General features: G+C 23.3%; 23 protein-coding genes and 2 pseudogenes. 9 read left to right on the forward strand and 16 right to left on the reverse strand.

Features of this window, described 5'->3' with window-relative positions; all coding sequences use genetic code 4:
• Nucleotides 1-8: 8 nt before the first annotated feature.
• Nucleotides 9-1,129 (reverse strand): IS3 family transposase gene (locus AACK89_RS00980; protein WP_338977698.1). Its coding sequence is split into 2 segments (ribosomal slippage): nucleotides 9-886 and nucleotides 886-1,129, totalling 1,122 coding nucleotides; the frame shifts between segments, so codons are not numbered across the junction.
• A 243-nt stretch (nucleotides 1,130-1,372) separates the two neighbouring features.
• Between AACK89_RS00980 and AACK89_RS00985 the strand changes: the two genes are divergently transcribed.
• The 3 genes from AACK89_RS00985 (at nucleotide 1,373) to AACK89_RS00995 (ending at nucleotide 2,267) form a co-directional block, all read left to right on the forward strand.
• Nucleotides 1,373-1,534: a hypothetical protein gene (locus AACK89_RS00985; RefSeq protein ID WP_338978696.1), complete on the forward strand. Its 162-nt coding sequence runs from the start codon at nucleotides 1,373-1,375 to the stop codon at nucleotides 1,532-1,534.
• A 96-nt stretch (nucleotides 1,535-1,630) separates the two neighbouring features.
• The gene (gene ruvX, locus AACK89_RS00990; protein WP_281749598.1) at nucleotides 1,631-2,056 is read left to right on the forward strand and encodes a Holliday junction resolvase RuvX; all 426 of its coding nucleotides are present in this window, start codon (nucleotides 1,631-1,633) and stop codon (nucleotides 2,054-2,056) included.
• A 16-nt stretch (nucleotides 2,057-2,072) separates the two neighbouring features.
• Entirely contained in the window at nucleotides 2,073-2,267 is a 195-nt protein-coding gene (locus AACK89_RS00995) for a zeta toxin family protein (RefSeq protein ID WP_338978698.1), read from the forward strand.
• On the opposite strand, the pseudogene AACK89_RS01000 reads toward AACK89_RS00995, so the two are convergent.
• The 5 genes and pseudogenes from AACK89_RS01000 to AACK89_RS01020 form a co-directional block, all read right to left on the reverse strand.
• A pseudogene (locus AACK89_RS01000) lies at nucleotides 2,241-3,339 on the reverse strand (IS3 family transposase). The gene AACK89_RS00995 and the pseudogene AACK89_RS01000 overlap by 27 nt on opposite strands.
• A gap of 22 nt (nucleotides 3,340-3,361) precedes the next feature.
• Complete coding sequence (locus tag AACK89_RS01005; protein WP_338978699.1) at nucleotides 3,362-3,634, reverse strand: hypothetical protein; 273 nt, start codon at nucleotides 3,632-3,634, stop codon at nucleotides 3,362-3,364.
• A 143-nt stretch (nucleotides 3,635-3,777) separates the two neighbouring features.
• Nucleotides 3,778-3,981 carry a hypothetical protein gene (locus tag AACK89_RS01010; protein ID WP_281748672.1) on the reverse strand — a complete coding sequence of 68 codons (204 nt, stop codon included), beginning with the start codon at nucleotides 3,979-3,981 and terminating at the stop codon, nucleotides 3,778-3,780.
• Between the two features lie 134 nt (nucleotides 3,982-4,115).
• Nucleotides 4,116-4,634: a hypothetical protein gene (locus AACK89_RS01015; protein ID WP_338978701.1), complete on the reverse strand. Its 519-nt coding sequence runs from the start codon at nucleotides 4,632-4,634 to the stop codon at nucleotides 4,116-4,118.
• Nucleotides 4,635-5,320: 686 nt separating this feature from the next.
• The gene (locus AACK89_RS01020) at nucleotides 5,321-6,115 is read right to left on the reverse strand and encodes a hypothetical protein (RefSeq protein WP_338978702.1); all 795 of its coding nucleotides are present in this window, start codon (nucleotides 6,113-6,115) and stop codon (nucleotides 5,321-5,323) included.
• Nucleotides 6,116-6,520: 405 nt separating this feature from the next.
• Here AACK89_RS01020 and AACK89_RS01025 point away from each other — a divergent pair, with 405 nt between their 5' ends.
• Nucleotides 6,521-7,732, forward strand: a complete 1,212-nt coding sequence (locus AACK89_RS01025) for a hypothetical protein (RefSeq protein WP_338978703.1) — start codon at nucleotides 6,521-6,523, stop codon at nucleotides 7,730-7,732.
• Nucleotides 7,733-7,817: 85 nt separating this feature from the next.
• Here the strand turns inward: AACK89_RS01025 and AACK89_RS01030 are convergent, their stop codons facing one another.
• Nucleotides 7,818-8,804 (reverse strand): OTU domain-containing protein, encoded by a 987-nt coding sequence (locus AACK89_RS01030; RefSeq protein ID WP_338978706.1) that lies wholly within the window; start codon nucleotides 8,802-8,804, stop codon nucleotides 7,818-7,820.
• Nucleotides 8,805-9,100: 296 nt separating this feature from the next.
• On the opposite strand from AACK89_RS01030, the gene AACK89_RS01035 reads away from it, so the two are divergent.
• Nucleotides 9,101-9,568, forward strand: coding sequence for a hypothetical protein (locus AACK89_RS01035; RefSeq protein ID WP_338978708.1), 468 nt, complete (start codon nucleotides 9,101-9,103; stop codon nucleotides 9,566-9,568).
• Nucleotides 9,569-9,665: 97 nt separating this feature from the next.
• On the opposite strand, the gene AACK89_RS01040 is transcribed toward AACK89_RS01035, so the two are convergent.
• Complete coding sequence (locus AACK89_RS01040) at nucleotides 9,666-12,734, reverse strand: DNA polymerase III subunit alpha (protein ID WP_338978709.1); 3,069 nt, start codon at nucleotides 12,732-12,734, stop codon at nucleotides 9,666-9,668.
• 364 nt (nucleotides 12,735-13,098) lie between these two features.
• On the opposite strand from AACK89_RS01040, the gene AACK89_RS01045 reads away from it, so the two are divergent.
• On the forward strand, nucleotides 13,099-13,389 hold the full coding sequence (locus AACK89_RS01045; protein WP_338978710.1) for an ankyrin repeat domain-containing protein: 291 nt from the start codon (nucleotides 13,099-13,101) through the stop codon (nucleotides 13,387-13,389).
• 85 nt (nucleotides 13,390-13,474) lie between these two features.
• On the opposite strand, the gene AACK89_RS01050 is transcribed toward AACK89_RS01045, so the two are convergent.
• The 6 genes from AACK89_RS01050 to AACK89_RS01075 form a co-directional block, all read right to left on the reverse strand.
• Nucleotides 13,475-13,702, reverse strand: a complete 228-nt coding sequence (locus AACK89_RS01050) for a hypothetical protein (protein ID WP_338978711.1) — start codon at nucleotides 13,700-13,702, stop codon at nucleotides 13,475-13,477.
• Nucleotides 13,703-13,913: 211 nt separating this feature from the next.
• A complete protein-coding gene (gene thiI, locus AACK89_RS01055; protein WP_338978714.1) occupies nucleotides 13,914-15,086 on the reverse strand; it encodes a tRNA uracil 4-sulfurtransferase ThiI in 1,173 nt (390 codons plus the stop codon).
• A 23-nt stretch (nucleotides 15,087-15,109) separates the two neighbouring features.
• Nucleotides 15,110-16,804 (reverse strand): hypothetical protein, encoded by a 1,695-nt coding sequence (locus AACK89_RS01060; RefSeq protein ID WP_338978716.1) that lies wholly within the window; start codon nucleotides 16,802-16,804, stop codon nucleotides 15,110-15,112.
• 44 nt (nucleotides 16,805-16,848) lie between these two features.
• Entirely contained in the window at nucleotides 16,849-17,622 is a 774-nt protein-coding gene (locus AACK89_RS01065; RefSeq protein ID WP_281748037.1) for a type III pantothenate kinase, read from the reverse strand.
• Nucleotides 17,623-17,624: 2 nt separating this feature from the next.
• Entirely contained in the window at nucleotides 17,625-18,299 is a 675-nt protein-coding gene (locus AACK89_RS01070) for a DNA integrity scanning protein DisA nucleotide-binding domain protein (RefSeq protein ID WP_338978720.1), read from the reverse strand.
• A 213-nt stretch (nucleotides 18,300-18,512) separates the two neighbouring features.
• A complete protein-coding gene (locus AACK89_RS01075) occupies nucleotides 18,513-18,665 on the reverse strand; it encodes a hypothetical protein (RefSeq protein ID WP_338978723.1) in 153 nt (50 codons plus the stop codon).
• A 138-nt stretch (nucleotides 18,666-18,803) separates the two neighbouring features.
• Between AACK89_RS01075 and AACK89_RS01080 the strand changes: the two are divergent.
• Nucleotides 18,804-19,902 (forward strand): annotated as a pseudogene (locus AACK89_RS01080) (IS3 family transposase).
• A gap of 150 nt (nucleotides 19,903-20,052) precedes the next feature.
• Here the strand turns inward: AACK89_RS01080 and gmk are convergent.
• The gene (gmk, locus tag AACK89_RS01085; protein WP_338957663.1) at nucleotides 20,053-20,631 is read right to left on the reverse strand and encodes a guanylate kinase; all 579 of its coding nucleotides are present in this window, start codon (nucleotides 20,629-20,631) and stop codon (nucleotides 20,053-20,055) included.
• 14 nt (nucleotides 20,632-20,645) lie between these two features.
• Nucleotides 20,646-21,203, reverse strand: a complete 558-nt coding sequence (locus AACK89_RS01090; RefSeq protein WP_338976230.1) for an RsmD family RNA methyltransferase — start codon at nucleotides 21,201-21,203, stop codon at nucleotides 20,646-20,648.
• 101 nt (nucleotides 21,204-21,304) lie between these two features.
• Here AACK89_RS01090 and def point away from each other — a divergent pair, with 101 nt between their 5' ends.
• Both def and AACK89_RS01100 read left to right on the forward strand, forming a co-directional pair.
• Nucleotides 21,305-21,895: a peptide deformylase gene (def, locus tag AACK89_RS01095; RefSeq protein WP_338978726.1), complete on the forward strand. Its 591-nt coding sequence runs from the start codon at nucleotides 21,305-21,307 to the stop codon at nucleotides 21,893-21,895.
• 160 nt (nucleotides 21,896-22,055) lie between these two features.
• Nucleotides 22,056-23,768, forward strand: coding sequence for a ribonuclease J (locus AACK89_RS01100; RefSeq protein WP_338978729.1), 1,713 nt, complete (start codon nucleotides 22,056-22,058; stop codon nucleotides 23,766-23,768).
• Nucleotides 23,769-23,785 lie beyond the last annotated feature (17 nt).

Below are 23,785 nucleotides of genomic sequence, written 5' to 3' on the forward strand. Positions count from 1 at the left end.
TTTTAGGACTATTTTTTGGTGGACATTTGTGTTTGATATTTAATGGGGGTTAAGTAGTTTAAAGTGCTGTGGATTCTTATGTTGTTGTATCAATTGATATAATCAAATAATTCTAATTTTAATTGGATTAATGATGTAAAATTTTTATCATTGATAAATTCGGTCTTAAAAGTTTTGAAAGTTGCTTCAGCAACAGCATTGTCATAAGGACAACCTTTTTTGCTTAAAGAACGATTAATGTTGAATGCTAATAAAAGATTATTAATAATTTTATTATTAAATTCATTACCGCGATCACTATGAAATATTTGTATATTTTTTAAACAGCGATTTGATTGCATAAATGCTTGATATACTAATGATGCATCTTTTTTAAATCCAACACTATGTCCAATAATTTCGCGGTTAAATAAGTCTATTAATAGGCAAATATAGTTTCATTTGCCATTAACTTGAACATAAGTTAAATCACTGACAATAACTTCATTTTTAACCCTATTATTAAAATTTCTATTAACAAGATTTGTTACTTGACTATTATTAACTCTGTTATTATGATTTTTGAATGATAATTTAGTGTATTTTGATATTAAATTATGTTTATTCATAATTTTTTTAATTTTTCGTCTTGATAAATAAATTCCTTTATTTTCTAGAACAACTTTTAATCTTCTTGTTCCATAAACTTCTTTATTTTCTTTAAAAGCACTAATAACAGCTTCATCATACATATTATTTTTAATTTTATCTTCTTTTTTATTTAAATTAAAATAATATGTTGATTTAGAAATTTTTAAAAAACGACACATTTTACGAATTTTATATTTAACTTTATTTTTAGCAATAATTTCTATTTTCTGCCTATTATTAGTGCTGCTTGCTTTAAAATGTCATTTTCCATTCGTAACTGTTTTAATTCTTTTCTTAATTTAATTAATTCATTTTCTTCAACAGAACGATTATCTTTAGTTTTAAAACTGCCTGAATTAGTAAATTGCTTAATTCAATTGTAAGTAGCTGCTCTTGTAACATTGTACTCTTTAGCAAGACAAGACACTGACTTACCACTTTGATATAAAGCTACTATTTGTTTTTTAAATTCATCTGAATATGAGTTAATATTGGCCATAATTATAGTTCCTTTCTTTTCACTAATTTGTTCACTTGTCTACGTAATTAGTGTCCAATAAAGTGTAACCCATCCAGTTCCTTTCTTTTAACTAATTTGTTCACTTGTCTACGTAATTAGTGTCCAATAAAGTGTAACCTATCCAATTTTTTTTAAAAAATATTTATACTAATTTATGGATATTTTTAAAAAAAAGAAAAAAATAATCCAAAATTTAACATTAGAAAAGAGGATCTTTTTATTATGGATAAAGATAAGGAAATTGAAAAGTTAAGAAAACAAGATACAGAAAATAAAAAACAATTTGAAGAAGAAAGATTAAAAAAAAGAATTGAAGAAGCTGAAAAAGAAAGAAAAAGAATTGCAGAAGAAAAAAAACAATATAAAAAAGATAAAAATTTATAGACATAATATTTTTATTATACTTACAATATAAAAAATATTTTTTTATAAAATTAATATATTATTAAAATTAAAAAAAATATTAAGTATAATAAATTTATGAAATATTTAGGCATTGATTTAGGTAGTAAAACATTAGGACTTGCTCGTGGTGAAGGAAAAATTGCTTTTTCTTGAAAAACTATTCGTTTCCCAGAGCATGATTTTAATAATGCTATTATCCAACTCCAAAATGTTATTAAAGAATATGATGCTGATATTCTTGTTTTTGGTTACCCTTTAAACATGGATAGCACAGTCGGCCCCAGCGCAAAAATTGTTTTAAATTTTATTGATAAATTTAAATTAACACAAAATAATGATAAACTAAATATTGTTTTACAAGATGAAAGAAGAACTACCTATTCTTCGCAGCAAATATTAATTAAATCTAATGTTTCTTCAAATAAAAGAAAACAAGTTAAAGATCAATTGGCTGCTGCTATTATTTTACAATCATACTTTGATAAAATAACTCAATCTTAAATTTTAGGAGATAAATGTGAAATATAAAAAAATTAATTTAATCGCTATCGCTGGCGGCAGTGCTTCAGGAAAAACAACAGTAGCAGAAAAAATTGCTGAAGCTTGTAATAAAAAAAATGTCATTTTTGTACAAATGGATAATTTGGAATGGCAACCCTTTTTAGGACTATTTTTTGGTAGACATTTATTTTTGATAATTAACTGGAGTTAAGTAGTTTAAAGTGCTGTGAATTCTTATGTTGTTATATCAGTTGATGTAATCAAATAATTCTAATTTTAATTGGATTAATGATGTAAAATTTTTATCATTAATAAATTCAATTTTGAAAGTTTTAAAAGTTGCTTCAGCAACAGCGTTATCATAAGGACAACCTTTTTTGCTTAAAGAGCGATTAATATTGAATGCTAGTAAAAGTTTATCAATAATTTTATTATTAAATTCATTACCGCGATCACTATGAAATATTTGAATATCTTTTAAACAACGATTTGAGTGCATAAATGCTTGATGTACTAATGATGCATCTTTTTTAGTACCTACACTATGTCCAATAATTTCGCGGTTAAATAGGTCAATTAATAGGCAAATATAGTTTCATTTACCATTAACTTGAACATAAGTTAAATCACTAACAATAACTTCATTTTTAAGCCTATTATTAAAGTTTCTATTAACGATATTGGTTATTTGACTATCGTTGACTTTATTATGATGATTTTTGAATGATAATTTAGTGTATTTTGATATTAAATTATGTTTATTCATAATTTCTTTAATTTTTCTGCGTGACAAATAAATATTCTTTTCTTTTAGAACAACTTTTAATCTTCTTGTTCCATAAACTTCTTTATTTTCTTTAAAAGCACTAATAACAGCTTCATCATAAATATTATTTTGTTTTTTTCTTTTTCCTTTAAATTAAAATAATATGTTGATTTAGAAAGTTTTAAAAAACGACACATTGTGCGAATTTTATATTTAACTTTATTTTTAGCAATAATTTCTATTTTCTGCCTATTATTAGTGCTGCTTGCTTTAAAATATCATTTTCCATTCGTAACTGTTTTAATTCTTTTCTTAATTTAATTAATTCATTTTCTTCAATAGAACGATTATCTTTAGTTTTAAAACTGCCTGAATTAGTAAATTGCTTAATTCAATTATAAGTAGCTGCTCTTGTAACATTGTACTCTTTAGCAAGACAAGACACTGACTTACCGCTTTGATATAAAGCTACTATTTGTTTTTTAAATTCATCGGTATATGAGTTAATATTGGCCATAATTATAGTTCCTTTCTTTTAACTAATTTGTTCACTTGTCTACGTAATTAGTGTCCAATAAAGTGTAACCTATCCATTTATAATTTTCTATTTTAGTTTTATTTTTTGGTTCACTTCCTAAATAATCTCAATTCATAACATCTTCTACTAATACCATTAATGTACCAATAGTTTTAGGAGTTGCTAATGGATTAGTTAATAATTGTTTTGAATTTAAAAAGAAATTTTCGACAATAACTAATATTTTTTTATTATCAGAATGTTTTTTAATTAATAAAAAGTATTTTTTATACAAATTTTTACTTTCTAAAACTGTTTTAGTTTTAAATGTTTCATTAAAAATAATATTATTAGTTTCATTTTAATATATAACAATTCCATTATTACCAATACCAGCGGGGTCAATACCAATAATTAAGTCATATTGCATTAATTAAGTTAACCTCTAATAACTGTTTTAATAATTTCTAAATCACAATTACATCAACAATATTTACATTCTTCAATAAATTCTTTATGACCACAAACTAAATTATCTTTTTTTAAATCATCAATCAGTTTAATTAGTCCTATTTTAAATTCAATATCATCACTGTCTGGTATGCAAATCGTTCCTCTTTTAGTTAAATATTCTTTATCCATATTTATACCTCCTACTTAACCTAATATTTAAAATACAGTCATAACAAATCGCTTTACTATTTTTATCTCTTAAAAAATATTTTCTTGTTTTTATATCATTAGTATTAAAGAATAAATAATCTAATTTATTTTGTTTACATGTTCAACAAAAATACTTTTTCATTATGAGTTGAAATTTCCTTATAAGAAGTAACTATATAATTAATTGGTAAATCATCATGTTTATATTGATTATTTATTTTAAAACCTTTTCTGTTTTCTTCTCACGTAATGTTATATTTAAAACAAGGATTAGTAATTTTAGTTTTGTTATCAGTTATTTCACCCATAAATCAACTATTATGCTGGTCATAAAATGTTAGTGGTTCAAGTTTTATATCATTAAGATAATATTCTTTTGGAGCAGTTGGTTTATTAACAGTTATTTTCTGTTCAGAAATATATGGTTCTAATAATTTTGTTAATTCATCACCATTTAATTCTCTTTTAATATTTTCAGAATTAAAAACTCAATATGTGTAATTATTATCAACAATAAAAGAATTATTTTTAATCATTCATTTTGGAAGTGATAATTTATATTCAACATAATCAATAAGAATAGATTGTGGTTTATCTTTAACAATTTGTTCTTTTTTAAATTCTATTTGCATAATAATCCTTTCCTAATATGTTCTGTTGCTTCTAGCATAAAGAACATATATTTTGATTTTTAGATTATTAATAATACTACTATTCGTTTTATTAATTCCAGCAATTCTGGGCTCAAAAATAAATTGTGAAATTTTAAAAAACATTAAGGCATTCGATTCAATATTTATTTAATTTGTGTTAAACAAATTAATATTTTAATTGAACCGGCACCGCTTAATTTTTTTTACAAGTTTGAAATTTATTTTCTCGCCCAAAAATTTTTTCAAAAAAAATAAAAAATAAAACCAACACTTGCTCACTGGGGAGTGGCAAGGTTGGTTAAATAAAGAATAGAATTAATACAATAGGTCCCTACAACAGGTCTATATATACTAGTTTCCAATTCGCTCCCACCCCAAGAATTACCATTAATGGTTAGTATATTTTATTAGGTATCACTCCACTTTTTATTTATCCATGCAAGTCCACATGCTAGCTACTATTTTTAACAACTGTGTTGTAGTTCACTTTTTTAGTTCCCTAACACGTGTTGATAATAGCGTTAAAGAGGTTTATTAAAAATTTTAAAATTTTACAATTACAAAAAAAGACAAGATTATTTCTTGTCTTTTCCTTAATAACTTTGAGAATAATTTTTATTTTTTAAATGTATATTTTTTAAAATACGTCGAATATAAATTTAAATTTAAGGGTTAAAGAGAGTAATTTTGTCTAATTTTTCATTATTTTGCAAATAATTCATTTTTGGAAATAAATTACTAATATAGGAATAAATTATTTCGTAAATTTGACAAGCGCCCATATATTTTGCTTTTTTACTTGCTAAATTTAAACTATAAAAATATATTTTACTATTTATTTCTGTTATTCACATTGTATCGTTAATGTTAAAAAAATCATCTCCAATTATTGGTTTGGCTTCAGATTGACCTTTTTTTATAATTAACACACTATAACTTATAGGTTTATTTATAGATCTATAAATAGCAAGATAAATATTTTCATTTTTATCAATAAATATAGAATTAACTATTAGATTGTTTGGTAAATTTATTTTTTCAGTAATTTCAGTATTAATATTATATTTATAAAAGCCATCAAAAGTTGATACATAAATATTATTTTTCAAATAAATAATATCAGTTACCATACCTGAAACTAATGGCATAGTTTTAGATTGATTTTTATTATTAAGAATTAGTACTCCACCAGCAGAAGTTAAATAAATATTACCTTTAATATCAATTATCATGTGAAAAGAACCTACTTTGAATTCTTTATTTTCTCAATAAATTTCATTATCTCTGGTACTGATATTATATTTTCAAATTTTTTGTCCAGGTGTATGAAGATCAGAACTATCAAAAGTTGTATAATACAAATTACCATTGTCATCCTGTGTTTGTTTTACATTTTTTGTTGATATTATATTTTTATAATTAAAGTTAGTATCTTGATAATTATCATATATTTTTTTCATTATATTATCCCCTTCATTCTTTTTTTAAAATAGTTATTTTTATTATTTCTTCTTTTAAGTACATATCAATAATTCTAGTAACTAAAATGAACAAACAATATCATATGCTTACTAGAACTTACTATAAAAGAAAAATAATTAGTAGTATTTTTTATTATCCATTATATTTTTATATTTCACATTATCTAGGTTAAACCTTGTTTACTTTAAAAATTAAAGTATCGGTCAAAAAATTCTATAAATTTTATAAAAATAATTATATTTATTTATTTTCTATAAGTCAAATTTTAATAAAAATACAAATATAAATAATCAATAATAGTCATCAATATTTCTTCAATCAATTGTTGCAATTTGACATTAATGTAGCAAAAATGATAAAATAACACGTTGGAGTGGTTAAATATGAAAAGAAAACTAAATTATAAAAAAATATTAATTGCAACTGGTGTATTAGCTGTCGTTGCTACAAAAAGCACAAAATCAGAACCAAAAAAAGAATTAAGTTCTATCATTACTAAGTTAGAAGTTGACGGTAAAAAATTTAATACCGAAAAAACAGTTCTTGATGAAATCATTAAACAAAACAAAGATGTAACTGCTAATGATGTTGAAATTAAAAACTTCAAAGCAGCATCAGAAGGAACTACTGGTTCAGCAGAACTACATGCTAAAGCCGACAGTAAATATACAGGAAAAGTTAACATTACAATTACTGCAAAAGACAAAATCGCTTTAGACAGTAAAATTACTAACAAAGAAGTTGACGGTAACAAATTTAATACCGAAAAAACAGTTCTTGATGAAATCATTAAACAAAACAAAGATGTAACTGCTAATGATGTTGAAATTAAAAACTTCAAAGCAGCATCAGAAGGAACTGCTGGTTCAGCAGAACTACATGCTAAAGCCGACAGTAAATATACAGGAAAAGTTAACATTACAATTACTGCAAAAGACAAAATCGCTTTAGACAGTAAAATTACTAACAAAGAAGTTGACGGTAACAAATTTAATACCGAAAAAACAGTTCTTGATGAAATCATTAAACAAAACAAAGATGTAACTGCTAATGATGTTGAAATTAAAAACTTCAAAGCAGCATCAGAAGGAACTGCTGGTTCAGCAGAACTACATGCTAAAGCCGACAGTAAATATACAGGAAAAGTTAACATTACAATTACAAAAATTGATACTGAAGAAGAAAAATTAGAAAAAATTATTAAAAAAATAAAAACAGCCGCTGATAAAGAAAGATATGGCAAGGAATATGTTGAGGCATATAAGGAATATTTTGCATTTCTTCAAAAATCTATCGAAGCAAAATTTAAAATAGATCCTTGAATTATAGATGTAAAACCTACAGAAATAAATAAAGAAGAAATTTTTACAAAATTAGAAAATTATATTAGACAAATTAGAATATCACATTATAAAATTGGATTAATGGAACAAGGAATTTATTTTCATTTTAAACCAGAACAAATGATAATTACTGATAATCAAGAATTAAAACTTAATAATTTGTGAGTATTTTTACATAATTATGATGAAAACAAACATTTACCAAATTCTTTTTTTAATATAAATACAACTATTAAATACCAAGTAAAATAAATTTAAAATATACTAAAAATAACCAAATATTTGGTTATTTTTTATTAATATAACAAATCAATAAATATAAAATTGATAATACTAATTAATTAGTATTTGCATTAGTACTTTCTTTTAATAATTGTTGATCTCCTGTTTTTGAACTATTAATTATTGGTTTAATAAATGATTCAAAAACCAGATTAGGATTTGTAAATAATTGATCTTGATTATTTAATTCAAAAATAGATTTTTCTAATATTTCATTTTTTTGATGTGCTGGTACTTTAATTATATCTTCAATAAAAATATCAATTATAGCATTTTGTGTTTCTTCATTAATTTCTTTATCAGACAACTGATTTTTAAGTTTCAATCTAGCATTAATTAAAAAATCAGCACTTTCCTCTCTTGGAAATAAAATACTTTCTTGAAAACTATTATTACTTGAATTAACTTCAAATGAAGGCGTCACTACTTTTGTAGTTTCTTCCTCATTCCTTTTTGTTGGTGTTTGATTAGTAACATTTGAAAAATATTGATAATGTCGAGCTTGATAGTATAACTTCACCTCATTATTAGCAATTACATTATTATCTGGTTCAAATCTTTCCCTACTTGCAACATCAAAATCTTCATTAATTCTAATAATATTACAATTTAAAATATTACAAATTGCTTCAATTTCAACAGAACCTGTTATTTCGCCATTTTTTCTCATTTGTTCTAAAGTTTTTCTTATTTGTGTATCTTCACTATTGTTAGGATACAATTCTTTATTTTTTTTATTGATTTCACTTTCTAATAACATTGATCTAAAGTTAGCTTTATTATCTGGCCGTTTTGTATCTAAATTTGTTTCAATATAATCACAAATACGATTACGAAAGACTTTAACTAATTTTTCATTTTCTTTATCAGTAAAATTAAAATCAGCAAAATTAAAAATTCGTTCTCAACCGATTTCTATACCAAAAAGTGATTTATATCTTTTTTTAAATTGGTTTTTATTGGTTTTAACTTGTTCTAAATATGAAACAATTACTGCTCATAATAAACAATTGCCATCTCTTTGTACATCTTTAATTGCCATGGTAATGTGTGCTCCTTTAAAAGAAAAATAGTTACTTTAAAATAAAATAATAAACTAAAATTTTAAATAAATATATTGGGATTTTAATGCTCGTTGCTTTGCAATTCATCGCAAAATTGGTAATAAATATTACTACTTATAATATAACAAAAAAACAAAAAAATAATAGCAAATCATTATTAAAATATTATATATAAATATTTTATAATTTAATTTTATTTAATAAAAAATATATTATAATACTTTCCTAACAAATAAAATTAACCTATAAATAAAATATAAGGAGATTTTTAAAAATGAAAATTCAGAAACTTAAAAAAATAAATTTAATAACACTATCACTATTGATTTTAACTATTTTGGTTATATTTACATCTTTAACCCTAATAGATTTTTTTAACATAAAAAATGATATAAAATATATTCCTTCTTTCTATAATTATTATCGAAAACAAGAAATAATAACAAAAGAAAATGGTTTTAATTTAATAAAAGAACGTGGTTTAATTTATATGTTAACTAATAATAAATTATATTTTTGTAAACATTACCTCTTCCAAAATATTGTTGAAAACTATAATCTTAAATCATTAGTACAACTAAAAATTGGAATTGTTTTTGCTATAATTTTAAGTCCAATTTTATTATTTATAACTATATTACTAATTTTTTTAAATATTTATTTAAAAATAAAAAAAGTAGATAATAACTTTTGAGATGCTATTGAAAATTGTGAAATTATTAATAATTATTATGTTCATTAATTTTTTATTTATTATTAGAAATTAAAGTAAGAAATTTAAAAACTATTGATTATATTTATTATTTAATATAGTAAGCATAGATAAAATTATATGCTTACTATAAATTTTTAATTACTCTTGATAAAATTAACTGAATATTATCATTATAAATTTCTACCTTTCCTTCCATTAAAATTACTTTATTAACTTGTAAATATTCTTGGTATATTTGATATAACTTTTCAAAAACCGTTACTTCAATAACATTATTATCATTTTGCATTTTAAAGAAAGCCATTAATTTTTTAGTTTTAGTTTTAATTACTCTAATATTATTGATAACTCCATATACTCTAACATGTTGATCAACATAATTATTAATATATGCTAAATCAATAGCTTTATTATGAGGATCTAATTGTTCTTTTCATAGTAATTTAGGATTATATTTTAAATAAAGTCCTAATGCACGATGTTCATTAATACTATTATTATTTCAATCATCTTCTCTTTGTAACATAATTGGTTTAGCAATTAAATTAAAATTTAATGATAATTCGCCACTAGTTTCATCTTTTACCTGCACCATATTGGCATATTCTAATGCAGCATCCAAGTTTAATAATAACATTGTTCGATTTGATTGAATATCATCTAAAGCACCAGCGGCAATTAAATGTTCAATGTTTTTACGATTCAAACCAATAAATATTGCTCGAGCACAAAAATTAAAAAAATCTTGAAAAAATCCATTACTAGTACGTTCTTTAATAAGATTACTACAACTACCTTGACTCATTTGCTTAATTGCTTGTAAACTATAACGAATAGCTTTTTTAGCATCATCAATTAAAAAATCAATGCCAGAAAATTGAATTGATGGTGGTAAAACTTTAATTTGATATTTTTGACATTCATTCAAATATTGTAACATTTTTTGATCATTACCAATAACACTACTTAATAACGATACCATAAATGCCAATGGATAATTTGCTTTTAAATAAACTAAATAATAACTAATTAATGAATAAGCAACAGCATGAGATCAATTAAATCCATAACTAGCAAATTTTTCAATATCTTCTCATATTTTCTTAACAACTCTTGATGAATAACCTCTATTAACAGCACTTTTAATAAATGAGTTTGCTTGTTCTTTCATAACTGTAGTATCTTTTTTACTAATTGCACGACGAATTAAATCAGCTTTTCCTAATGAATAACCAGCAATTTTCTGTAAAATTAATAATATTTGTTCTTGATAAATAATAATGCCATAAGTTGATGCTAAATAAGGTTTTAAATCTTCATGAATATACGTAAATTTTTGTTTTCCTAATTTACGATTAATATAATCTTGAATGTACTCTTGTGGTCCAGGACGAAATAAAGAAGAACTAGCAATAATATCTTCTAAGCTATCAACTTTCATTTTAATTAAAATTTGACGCATTCCTGAAGATTCCAATTGAAAAATACCGGTTGTATCACCATTTTTAATAATGCTAAAACTTTTTTCATCATTTAAAGGAATTTGAGATAATTTTAAATTTAAAAAATAATGTTTACTTACTTGTTGTAAAATATTTTGCAAAATAGTTAAATTACGTAATCCTAAAATATCCATTTTTATCAAACCAAGAGCTTCTAGGGTTTGCATTGGAAATTGCGTTTGATAAATACCTTGAAATCCTAATTGTAATGGAATAGCAGTAACTAATGGTGCACTTGTAATAACGATTCCTGCTGCATGAGTACTAGTTTGTCGTGGAAAACCAAGAATTTCTTTGGTTAAAGTAAACAATAAAGGATACTTATTTGCATATCATGCTAATTTTGGTGATTGTTTAATAGCCATATCTATTTCAAAATTATATTGAATTGGTATTAATTTTGTCATTTCATTAATATCTTCAATATTAACTTGAAAAACTCTTCCCAAATCACGAATTGCCATTTTACTAGCAATTGTTTGAAAAGTAACAATATATGCAACATGTTCTTTGCCATATTTTTGATGAATATATTTAATAACTTCATCTCTTCTTGTATCTTCAAAATCGATATCAATGTCTGGTAATGATATTCTTTCTGGATTTAAAAATCTTTCAAAAATTAAATTATAAGCAATAGGATCAACACCAGTAATTCCTAAAACATATGCCACTAAACTACCAGCAACACTTCCTCTACCTGGTCCAACCATTATATTCTTGCTTTTTGCAAATTTAACATAATCATTAACAATTAAAAAATAATCAGCAAAACCCATTTCATTAATTACTTGTAATTCATATAAAACTCTTTTAACGTATGTTTCAGGAATTTCACGACTTTGAAAATGCGCTTCTAATCCCTGCTTACATAATTCTTGCAAATATAAATTACTAGTAAGATTATTAGGGCAAGTAAATTTTGGTAAACTTAATTCTGCACTATTTGGCTTATTTTTAGGAAATTTTAAATTACATAATCAAATAACCTTTTCAATGTTTTCAATAATTTCATTTGGATAATGTTGCATTAAATCTTGTTTAGTTTTATATAAAAACTCATTACTTTTTGATAAATCTTCTGATTTTAATGTTTTTTGTTCTTTAATAGCTTGTAAAATTTGATAAATACGATGTTGTTTTTCATCTAAATATAAAACCAAATCAATTGGAATAATATTAGATGTAATCGATTTTAATAAAGTAATATTATCCATATCACTAGGTACTAAACCAAAATAAACTAGTTCATGACCTGTTGAATTTAAAATATCATAATTATTTTTAATATATCTAATATTTTTGTTATTAGCATGAATAATAACTAAAACTTCACGTGTTTGATTAAGATATTTTTTTACATCATTAGTAGTAACAATATTATTATTAGTACTAATAATAGTAGAAAGTTCTATTAATCTTTGATAACCAGCATATGAAGTTGCCATAATAGTTAATTCAACTTTATCACTAGCACTTTCTCAAACGCAATTTAAACCAATTAATGGTTTAATTTCATTCTCTATACATAAATTACAAAATTCATAAGCACCATACATTATATTTTTATCTACTAAAGATAGAACTTTTAAATTATTTTTTTTAGCAAATTCAATATAATCACTTATTTTAATAGTTGATGAAAGAAATGAATAATTAGAACGAACATTTAAATTAACTATATATTTCATACTATCTCCTACAATTCTTGAATGACTTATATTACAAGTTAATTTTAACATCATTTTATCTTGCTAGGTTATTCTTAAGTTATTGTTTTCAATACAAAACTATTTAAAACACTTAAAATAAACTTTTTTAGAAATAAAATAAAAATATAAATTTTATTTCTAAAATTTATATTAAAAAAGAAAAAATAAACATTATTTTTTTCAATAATTAATAATAAATAACTTGGAAAAATTATAATATATTTTTTGCATATTAAAACCAATAATATGATAAAATCTGCATAAACTTAATATAAATTTTCAACTTATTACTTCATTTTAAAGTAAGTGAGTTTGTTATTTTTAATCAAATAAGGAGAAAAAAATGGACATTCAAAATATTAATTTAATAAAAGCTGCTAAAAGTGGTGATCTACAAGTAATTAAAAAAATAATTAAAAATGGTGGCAATGTTAATTATATATGTGATGATATAACCGCTTTAATATGAGCAGCGCAAAATGGTCATTTAGATGTAGTTAATATCTTAATAGATAATGATGTTAATATTTATCATGTAGTTAAAAATAGACCTGATCCTTGAATATTAAATAATATTAATGGACAAATAATTATAGCCAAATATTTAAAAACAAATGGTTATTATAACTACTAGATACTATTGAAAATGGTGATACAGCTTTAACAATAGCTGCTAAAAACAAAAACCCAAAAATAGTTGAAAGATTAGCCTATGAAATTTATGAACAAGAAATAAAGCAACGATATAAATTTGGATTACCTACTATTCTTAATGTTACAACCAATAAAAATAATTTTGAAGTTAAATCTCTTCAAGAATTAGCAAATGAAGTACAAAAAATAACAACCAATATTGATTTTAGAGAACCAAATCCATATCAAAAATTACAAATAAATTTAAAACTTGCTCAATTAGAAATTGATAAGAAAAAAATAAATGAAATCAATAAAAGAATTGAAAAAACAAAATTATTAGTAAATGAAATAAATGCAATCGATTTACAAAATCAAGCTTCAACAAGTAATCAAAATACTTATTGTAATATTTTATAGTTTACTATTAAAAAATAACAAAAAGAGTGAAGTTTCACTCTTTTTTTATATTTAAAGTAAATAAACTACAATTTATTAAAACTATTAAATTATTAATAAATTTATTTATATTTTTTCAATATCTTTAAAACTATTTATTAAAATTTGTTCTCAATCAATTATTTGCTTTAAATCATTTTCTAAAAGTTCACATTTTTTAATCTTTGGTTGTGTAACAGGGTTTTTGGGAACAAATAATGAACAACAATCAGCGAATGATAAAATTGATGTTTCATAAGTACCAATTTTTTTAGCAAGATTAATAATATCAACTTTATCTTCGGCAATTAAACTACGCAAAATTGGTAAATTGCTAACAATATTAATAGCATTAATACTTGCTAATGTTTGTGAAGCAACCTGACCAATTGCTTCACCAGTTGCTAATGCTTGAATTTTATATTTTTCTGCAAATAAACTAGCAATTCTAATAAACATTCTACGCATTAAAGTAATACGATAACTTTCTTTCTTAATATGACTTAATTCATTTTGCAAGTTAGTAAAATTGCAAATATATAAATTTTTACTACTAGCATTATAAGGTGCTAAAATTTGAACTAAAGTTTCTACTTTTTTTAATGCTGTTGGTAAAGTAAAAGGTGGAGTAGCAAAATGTAAATATTGAACTTGTAATCCTCGTTTCATTAATTTATATGCTGCTACAGGGGAATCAATACCACCGCTCAATAATAATAACACTTTCCCTGAACTACCTACTGGAAATCCACCAGCACCAATAATTTTATTTGCAAATAAATAAATATCATCGTTATTAACTTTGATATTTATTTTTAAATCAGGATTAGTAACATTAACTTTTAAATCTGTTTTCTTTAAAATTATAGAAGCTATAATTTTAACTATTTGTTCTGAATTTAATGAAAAACTCTTATCACTACGACTAACAAAAAGTTTAAATGTTTTAAAATTTGTTAGATCTTGACTTAAAATTAATGATATTACTTTTTCTGATAATATTTCCATATTTTTAGCAATTCTAAAAGCAGGTGATAATGAACTAATACCAAATATTTTCACCAAAATATTAATAACATCATTCATTACATCAAGAGATAAATTGGTTAGTTCCATCCGATCATGAAAATGAATAATATTTATTTGTTTATAATCACTAAGAGCATACTTAATATTTATTTTTAATTGTTTAATAAAATCAATCCGATTTTTACTTTTAGTTGTTAATTCACCATAACGAATAATAATAATTGGTACCATTTAATTTTCCTCTTTTTTAAAATTTATTCCATTAATTCCAATAATAATGTTAATGCTTTTTGATTATGATTATTAGTGATATTATTTTCAATTTCATTAAATTTACTATTAAGTTGCTGATTAATTGAACGATGACGATTAGCATAAACAAGAGTTAAATGTGATAATTTATGAATAGTAATTTCCATTTTTAATTCAGTATAAAGATGAAAAATTTTATTTTGTAAATCATTAAATTTACTAAAAGAAGAATTATCATAATTTCCATTTTTAAAATTTAAAATAGTATCATTTATTAAATATTGTAAATCACTAAACTTTTCTTTATAAATTTCATTTAAATAATAAAAATTAATATTATTTAAAATATTATCAATTTGTAACATCATTGAATTGATTTTATCAACATAAGTTTTAAATTTAATTTTTGCTTTATTTTGTTCATTCAACAATTTATTATACTCTTTTAAACTATTAAAAACAACAATACTATTTTCAAATAACGCCGCTAATAACATCACTAATGTTTCATAACTAGTATTTTTTATTGATTTTTGATGTTCTATGATTAATAAATTATCAAAATGATTAACAGTAGCAAGTTGTTTATTAATAATAGTTTCTAAGTTAGTTATTTTGCTATTTTCTATCATTTTAGAATTAATTTTATTTGAAAGAGCAATTTCATTTTTAATAGTTTCAAATATTTCATTAAAATTAAAACTCATAACTAAAAATTTTTCATAATTTTGTTTAAAAATATTATAAAATATTTGTTCTTTATCAATTTTATTACTAAAAGTGGCAATTAATTTTAATATTTCTTGAGTGTTAACCTTAGCTTTTTTGTATTGTAAATTATTAATTTGTTTATTAATAAAACTTAACTTTTCATCAACGTTTGCTACTAATTGTTCGTATTGTAAAAGTAAAGTATTATTTATTTTTATCATTTGATATTTATTTTTTAAGGCAGCCATTTTCTGTTTAATTTCATATGTTATAATATAACGAAGTGTTGGTAAATTATCTAAAATTTCTGCCAATGTTACAACAGCAATAGCAATCTCACTTAAAATAGTAATAATTTGACTAACATTAATAGCATTAATATTTGTTTCTAATTCTTTAAACATATCATTAATTATCTTAATAACTTCATCTAATTGTTCTCGATTAAGATCGTTTTGTAAATTAATCTTGATCATTTGATCTTGTAAATAATTAAAATTTTGTTTAAAAAATAATTGATATTCTCGTAATAATTGATCAATACTAATAAAATAATCTATTTCAATTGTTAATAACTGCAACTGATTTTTTAAATTATTACTCTTATTATGCATTCTATACATTAATTTATATCTTTTTCATAATTCTTTATTATTTTGTAATTTTAAAATTTGAATATAATTTTTAAAAACCTTATTTAAATCTTTTTTTAAAAAAAGATTATAACGACTAATTCAAATTCCTAAAATAGAACTATATTGTTCATTTGCTTGTACCATTTTATTAATACGATTTAATCGTTCTTTAATATTAATATTTTGAATATATTGCAAATTTTTATAAACCATAAATTGTTTATTTTTATACGAACTAAAAATTACTAATAAACTTGTTAAAACGATAATAGTAAAAATTAATAAACTAATAATAGTTATTATAATAATTTGTGCATTAGTTAATTTATAAATTTTTATTAACATTAACATAGTTTTTTTCTCCTTTCCTTATATTTTAAATATATTAAAAGATATTAATCTTTTATTTTATTATTACTTCTAAAATATTTAATAATATCAACTAAACCTAAAAATAACATTTGTGGTTCATAAATATAAGAAAAATCAAAATAAGATTTTAAAATTGGTACACTACCTCCTGTTAAAATTACAGGTAAACTAATATTTGTTTCATTTTGAATCCTAACAACTATACTATTAATCATTGCACTAAAACCATAACCATAACCAATTGATAAAGCATGATTAGTATTTTTACCTAACATTGATTGATAATGTTGCATTTCAAAATCGACAAGTAAAGCAGCATTATCAATCAATGCATCTTTACTTGTACTAAATCCAGGTCCAATAATAACGCCAACCAAAACATCATTAACAACAATACTATAGGTAGTAGCAGTTCCCAAACTAACAACTATCGCATTGTGATACTTAGTATAAGCAGCATATGATAATGCTATCAAATCACTACCTAATTGGCGATTTTCTAAATTAAGTTTTAAAGGTAAAGAACTTAGCAAATTAAAATCAACAATTAACGGTTTTAAATTATATGTAAAAACAATTAATTTTTCTATTATTATTAAAAAATTTGGAACAACACAACTAATAACAGCTTCTTCAAAATGTAATTTTTTATTTAATTTAAATGCTTTTTTCAATTGATCAATTGCAGTTTTACTTTTGGTTTCTATTACTGCTCATTGTTCAATAATTTCACTATCATAAATCATAGCAATCTTAATTAATGTATTACCAATATCTACTAATAACAAACTTTTCATTATTATACTTGTTGAACCATTTCTTTAGTTGAAGCTAATTCATCATATAGTGTACGAACAAGATTATTTAAGTTTTCAACTTGTAAAAACTTACCACTACGAGCTATTGAAACAGAACCATTAGTTTCACTGACAATAACTGATACTGCATCGGTTTGCTCTGATATTCCAATAGCAGCACGATGACGTGAACCAAATTGACTAGATATTTTTTTATTAGTTAGTGGAAAATAAGTAGAGGCACATTCAATACGACCTAAACGAATAATAACTGCACCATCATGCAATGGTGAACCTTTAATAAAAATAGACTGTAATAGTTGTGAAGTAACTTCACCATCAATTTTTACTCCCAAATCAGTATATTCATTTAATGAAACATTCCTTTCAATAGTAATTAGTGCTCCAATTTTTTCTTCTGCTAATTTAATCACTGCTTCTGCTAAAACACTTGCTAACATTCTCTTTTCTGAAGTTGCTAGTAGTTTCATATGAGATTTATTTCTTGTTGTTCATCAAACTTTTTTACCACGAATAAAAGTATTCATAACTATTAAAATAAGAATTGTCATTAATAAAGAAATGATTATTCCAAATAAAACCGCTATTTCAGCAATAACTGTTCCAATATCTGCTGAAATTACAGTCGAAATAATATTTAACGGTAATACACTCATATTAAATACCACCATTCCTTTATTTTTTGATTCCACTACTTTAATTATAAAGTAAAAAAAATATTTTTGATATTATTAGTATAACAACTTATCATAATTTACAAAATACTCCTTTTAAATTTATTTTTAAAAGGAGTATTAATATTACTAATAATTTTATATTTTACCTTATATAAGTTTATAAAATTATTATTTGTTAATTATCTTTATTTACTATAAATTTGGTACAGTGTTATGAACATTATTTTTATTTACTACCGATAATGTTGGTAAATTCTCATTTACTTCTACTTTTATTAAAAAATCATTATCACTATCTTTACTATTTTCTCTTGAAGATAATTTTTGTTTTAATTGTATTATCATTTTTAATGCATTTGATAGTTTTGCTAATTCCTTTAAAGATAAAAATACTTCTTACAATATTTTGGATAGGTTACACTTTATTGGACACTAATTACGTAGACAAGTGAACAAATTAGTTAAAAGAAAGGAACTATAATTATGGCCAATATTAACTCATATACCGATGAATTTAAAAAACAAATAGTAGCTTTATATCAAAGCGGTAAGTCAGTGTCTTGTCTTGCTAAAGAGTACAATGTTACAAGAGCAGCTACTTATAATTGAATTAAGCAATTTACTAATTCAGGCAGTTTTAAAACTAAAGATAATCTTTCTATTGAAGAAAATGAATTAATTAAATTAAGAAAAGAATTAAAACAGTTACGAATGGAAAATGATATTTTAAAGCAAGCAGCACTAATAATAGGCAGAAAATAGAAATTATTGCTAAAAATAAAGTTAAATATAAAATTCGCACAATGTGTCGTTTTTTAAAACTTTCTAAATCAACATATTATTTTAATTTAAAGGAAAAAGAAAAAAACAAAATAATATTTATGATGAAGCTGTTATTAGTGCTTTTAAAGAAAATAAAGAAGTTTATGGAACAAGAAGATTAAAAGTTGTTCTAAAAGAAAAGAATATTTATTTGTCACGCAGAAAAATTAAAGAAATTATGAATAAACATAATTTAATATCAAAATACACTAAATTATCATTCAAAAATCATCATAATAAAGTCAACGATAGTCAAATAACCAATATCGTTAATAGAAACTTTAATAATAGGCTTAAAAATGAAGTTATTGTTAGTGATTTAACTTATGTTCAAGTTAATGGTAAATGAAACTATATTTGCCTATTAATTGACCTATTTAACCGCGAAATTATTGGACATAGTGTAGGTACTAAAAAAGATGCATCATTAGTACATCAAGCATTTATGCACTCAAATCGTTGTTTAAAAGATATTCAAATATTTCATAGTGATCGCGGTAATGAATTTAATAATAAAATTATTGATAAACTTTTACTAGCATTCAATATTAATCGCTCTTTAAGCAAAAAAGGTTGTCCTTATGATAACGCTGTTGCTGAAGCAACTTTTAAAACTTTCAAAATTGAATTTATTAATGATAAAAATTTTACATCATTAATCCAATTAAAATTAGAATTATTTGATTACATCAACTGATATAACAACATAAGAATTCACAGCACTTTAAACTACTTAACTCCAGTTAATTATCAAAAATAAATGTCTACCAAAAAATAGTCCTAAAAAGGGTTGCCATTCCATTAAGTTTATAAAATTATTGTAATATAGTTTTCTATACCATTATATTTTTATACAAATTAACATCGTTAAATGTTTTTAATATTTAATTCTAAACTATCAAATCAAAAACTAATTAATATTATTTTTAATAATATCTGTTATTTCTTTAACAGCAATATCTAAGTCATCGTTAATAACAATATAATCATATTCATGTTGAACTTTAAATTCTTCTTTTGCTTTATTTAACCTTTTCTCAATAATTGCTTCTGACTCACTAGCACGCATACGAATTCTTTGTTCTAATTCTTGATAAGAAGGAGGCATAATAAAAATACTCATAATATCATTGCGATGTTCATAATTTTTTAAAACTTGACTAGCACCATCAACCTCAATTTCTAAAATAACATTATAACCTTGATTTTGCAAATTTAAAACATAACTCTTACTAGTACCATAGTAATTACCAATAAAATTTGTATATTCTAAAAAATCATTACCTTTAACATGATTTAAAAAAGTTGATACATCAACAAAAAAATAATTAATGCCATCTTGTTCTTTATTACGTGGTTTTCTTGTTGTCATCGAAACTGAATATGCTAAATTTAATGATTTATCAGCAAATAATTTAGCAATAATTGCACCCTTACCAACACCACTTGGTCCAGAAAGAATAATTAATTTTCCTTTTTTTTGTGCCATTTAGATTCTACTTTCTACTTTTCATAAAATTGAATTATTTTAATATATATTTTACCGTATTTTTTATTAGATACTACTTTAAAATGGAAATTTAATTGTAAATTTTCAAGTGGTACATTTGTTTCTAAAACAATTAAAGCATTATTAGCAAGTAAATTATTTTTATAAAAGAAATCAATAATTCACTGTTGACAAGTAATATTTACAAACGGTGGATCAATAAAAACAATATCACACTGTTGTACTAGTGTTTTACTAAAAATTTGATAATCCAAATTACTTAATTTAACTTGTTCTTGTAAATTACAAGCAAAACAATTTTGATTAATAATATTACAAGCAGCTTTGTTAATATCATTTGCAAAAGCAAATTTTGCCCCTCGTGATAAACTTTCAAGAATTAAATTACCACTTCCAGCAAATAAATCAACAACAATTTTATCTTCAAAACTACAGTAATTTAACATAATATTAAAAATATTTTCTTTAATTCGATTTAATGTTGGCCGTGTTGATAAACCATCTAAAGTAATTATTTTTTTTCCTTTTAATTTTCCAGCAATAATTTTCATGTTTTCTCCAAAATTTAGTTTATAATAACTTTATCATTAAATTTGATAAAAGCAAATTAGTTTAATTTATTATTTATTACAAACTGATGAAAGGATCTGCAATGTTAAACAAATTACAAAACGAAGTACCATCAGCATCTTGAATTACTGAAGATACAAAAGCTAGTTTATTAAAACCTTGTGCTGATGTTATTTTACCCTTAACACCTAAAGATGAAAATATTATGAAACGTATGATTGATTGAGTAAAAGCATCACAAGATAAAGAATTTAATGCTAACAACATTTTAACCGAAGCTATTGGTATTGCTGCACCACAAATTGGAGAAAATATAAAAATGTATTATATTTTATTACCAATTCCTGATAAAAATGAAAAGATTATTTACTATGAACATGCATTAATAAATCCAAAAATCATTGGTAAAAGCGAACAAATAGCTTATTTAAAAAAAGGTGAAGGTTGTTTAAGTGTAACTAATCACCCTCATGAAGGTTTAGTTCCACGTAGTTATAAAATCAACGTTACAGGTTATGACTATTTAAAAAAGAAAAAAGTAACTTTAACTGTTAGAGGTTATGAAGCAATTGTTTTTCAACATGAGCAAGACCATTTAGAAGGAAAACTCTTTTATCATCACATTAATAAGGATAATCCTTGACTTAATGATGATAAATGGATTATGATATAAAGTAGAATGATAAACTTAAGTTTTTAAATTGTTTTATTATAGTTAAATATAATATACCAAATAAGTAATAAGTAAAAACATGATTAAATTCATTACATTTTTTTATGTTATGTTTTATGTTATTTTCTTATAATTTTAAAATGAATGAAGGAGAAAAAATATGAGTGATACATCGACAAAAAATACTATACCAGTTAAAAAGTTCGTCACGAAAATCTTTGCGCTTGGTGGGCTAGAAGAAGTTGGAAAAAATACTTATGTAATTGAACAAAATAATGAAATTATTATTATTGATGCTGGAGTAAAATTTGCTGATGCTTCTATGCCAGGAATTGAAGCAGTAATTCCTGATTATAGCTACCTAAAAGAAAATAAACATAAAATTAAAGGAATATTTATTACTCATGGTCATGAAGATCATATTGGTGGTATACCATACTTATTAAAAGAAATTAGTGATATTCCGGCTATCTACGCTCCTAATTTAGCAGCAGCTTTAATTCGTCATAAAATTAAAGACAAAGGGATAAAATCAAAAATAAAAATAAATATTGTTGATGGTAATAGTAAAATTAAAACTAACAGATTTATTATTAGTTTCTTTGCTGTTAATCATTCAATTCCTGATGCATATGGAATTTGTGTAGAAAATTCAAATGGAACTGTTGTAACAACAGGTGATTATAAATTCGATTGAACACCTTTAGGTCATAAAGCAGATATTGATAAAATGGCACAAATGGGTCAAAAAGGAGTAACATTATTTTTAGCAGATTCAACCAATGCTGAAGTACCCGGTTATACAATGACAGAAATGCTTGTTGTTAAAAGAATTAGTGAAATATTTGCTAAAGCGAAGGGCAGAATTTTAATTTCTACTTTTGCTTCTAATGTACACCGTTTACAACAAATTATTGAAGTTGCAACAAAACATAATAGAAAAGTTATTGTTGTTGGAAGAAGTTTAGAAAGAATAGTTAATGTTATTCGTCAAATGGGACATTTAAAAGTTCGCGATAGTTCATTTATTAAAGCAGAAGAAGCTAAAAAATATGATAATAATCAAATTGTTATTATTTGTACGGGTTCCCAAGGTGAACCAATGGCAGCATTATCAAGAATTGCTAATCGCGAACATCGTCAAATAAAAATTATACCCGGTGATACAGTAATATTCTCTTCATCGGCAATTCCTGGTAACCGTGCTGACGTTGAAAGAGTAGTTAATAAACTAACACGACTTAGTGCGATTGTTGAAGAAAATTCACCATTAAATTGATTACATACTTCTGGTCATGCTTCACAAGAAGAACAAAAACTAATGTTAAATTTAATTAAACCATCATACTTTATGCCAATGCATGGTGATTATAGAATGTTAAAAGTTCATAAAGAAACAGCTGTATCAATTGGAATCCCTGAAGAAAATATATTTATTTGTGCTAACGGTGATCCAATTATTATGGATAATGGTAAATGTTCTTTAAGTGATAAACGCATTGCTGCTGATCCTATTTATGTTGATGGTGGTAAAGATATGTCAGGAGTAACAACTGCTGCAGTAATCCGTGATAGACAAATTCTTTCTAAAGATGGTTTAATTGCAATTGTTGTTTCTATTGATTCACAAAATAATAAATTATTAGCACCACCAACGTTTATTTCTCGCGGTTCTTTCTATGTTCGCGATGCAGCACCTTTAGTATCTGAAGCAATATCATTATTAACAAAATCTATTAATGAAGTATTAAAAAGCGAAAGACCTACTTTTGCCACAATAAAAAATGCTATCAAATCAACATTAGCACCTTATATATTTAAAAAGAAAAGAAGAAACCCTTTAATTATTCCTGTTATATTAAATAAAAAATAGTTTTTAAAACTATTTTT

Origin of the sequence: Spiroplasma endosymbiont of Panzeria rudis, assembly GCF_964019705.1 — a bacterium.
GTDB classification, from domain to species: Bacteria; Bacillota_I; Bacilli_A; order Mycoplasmatales; family VBWQ01; genus Spiroplasma_E; species Spiroplasma_E ixodetis_A.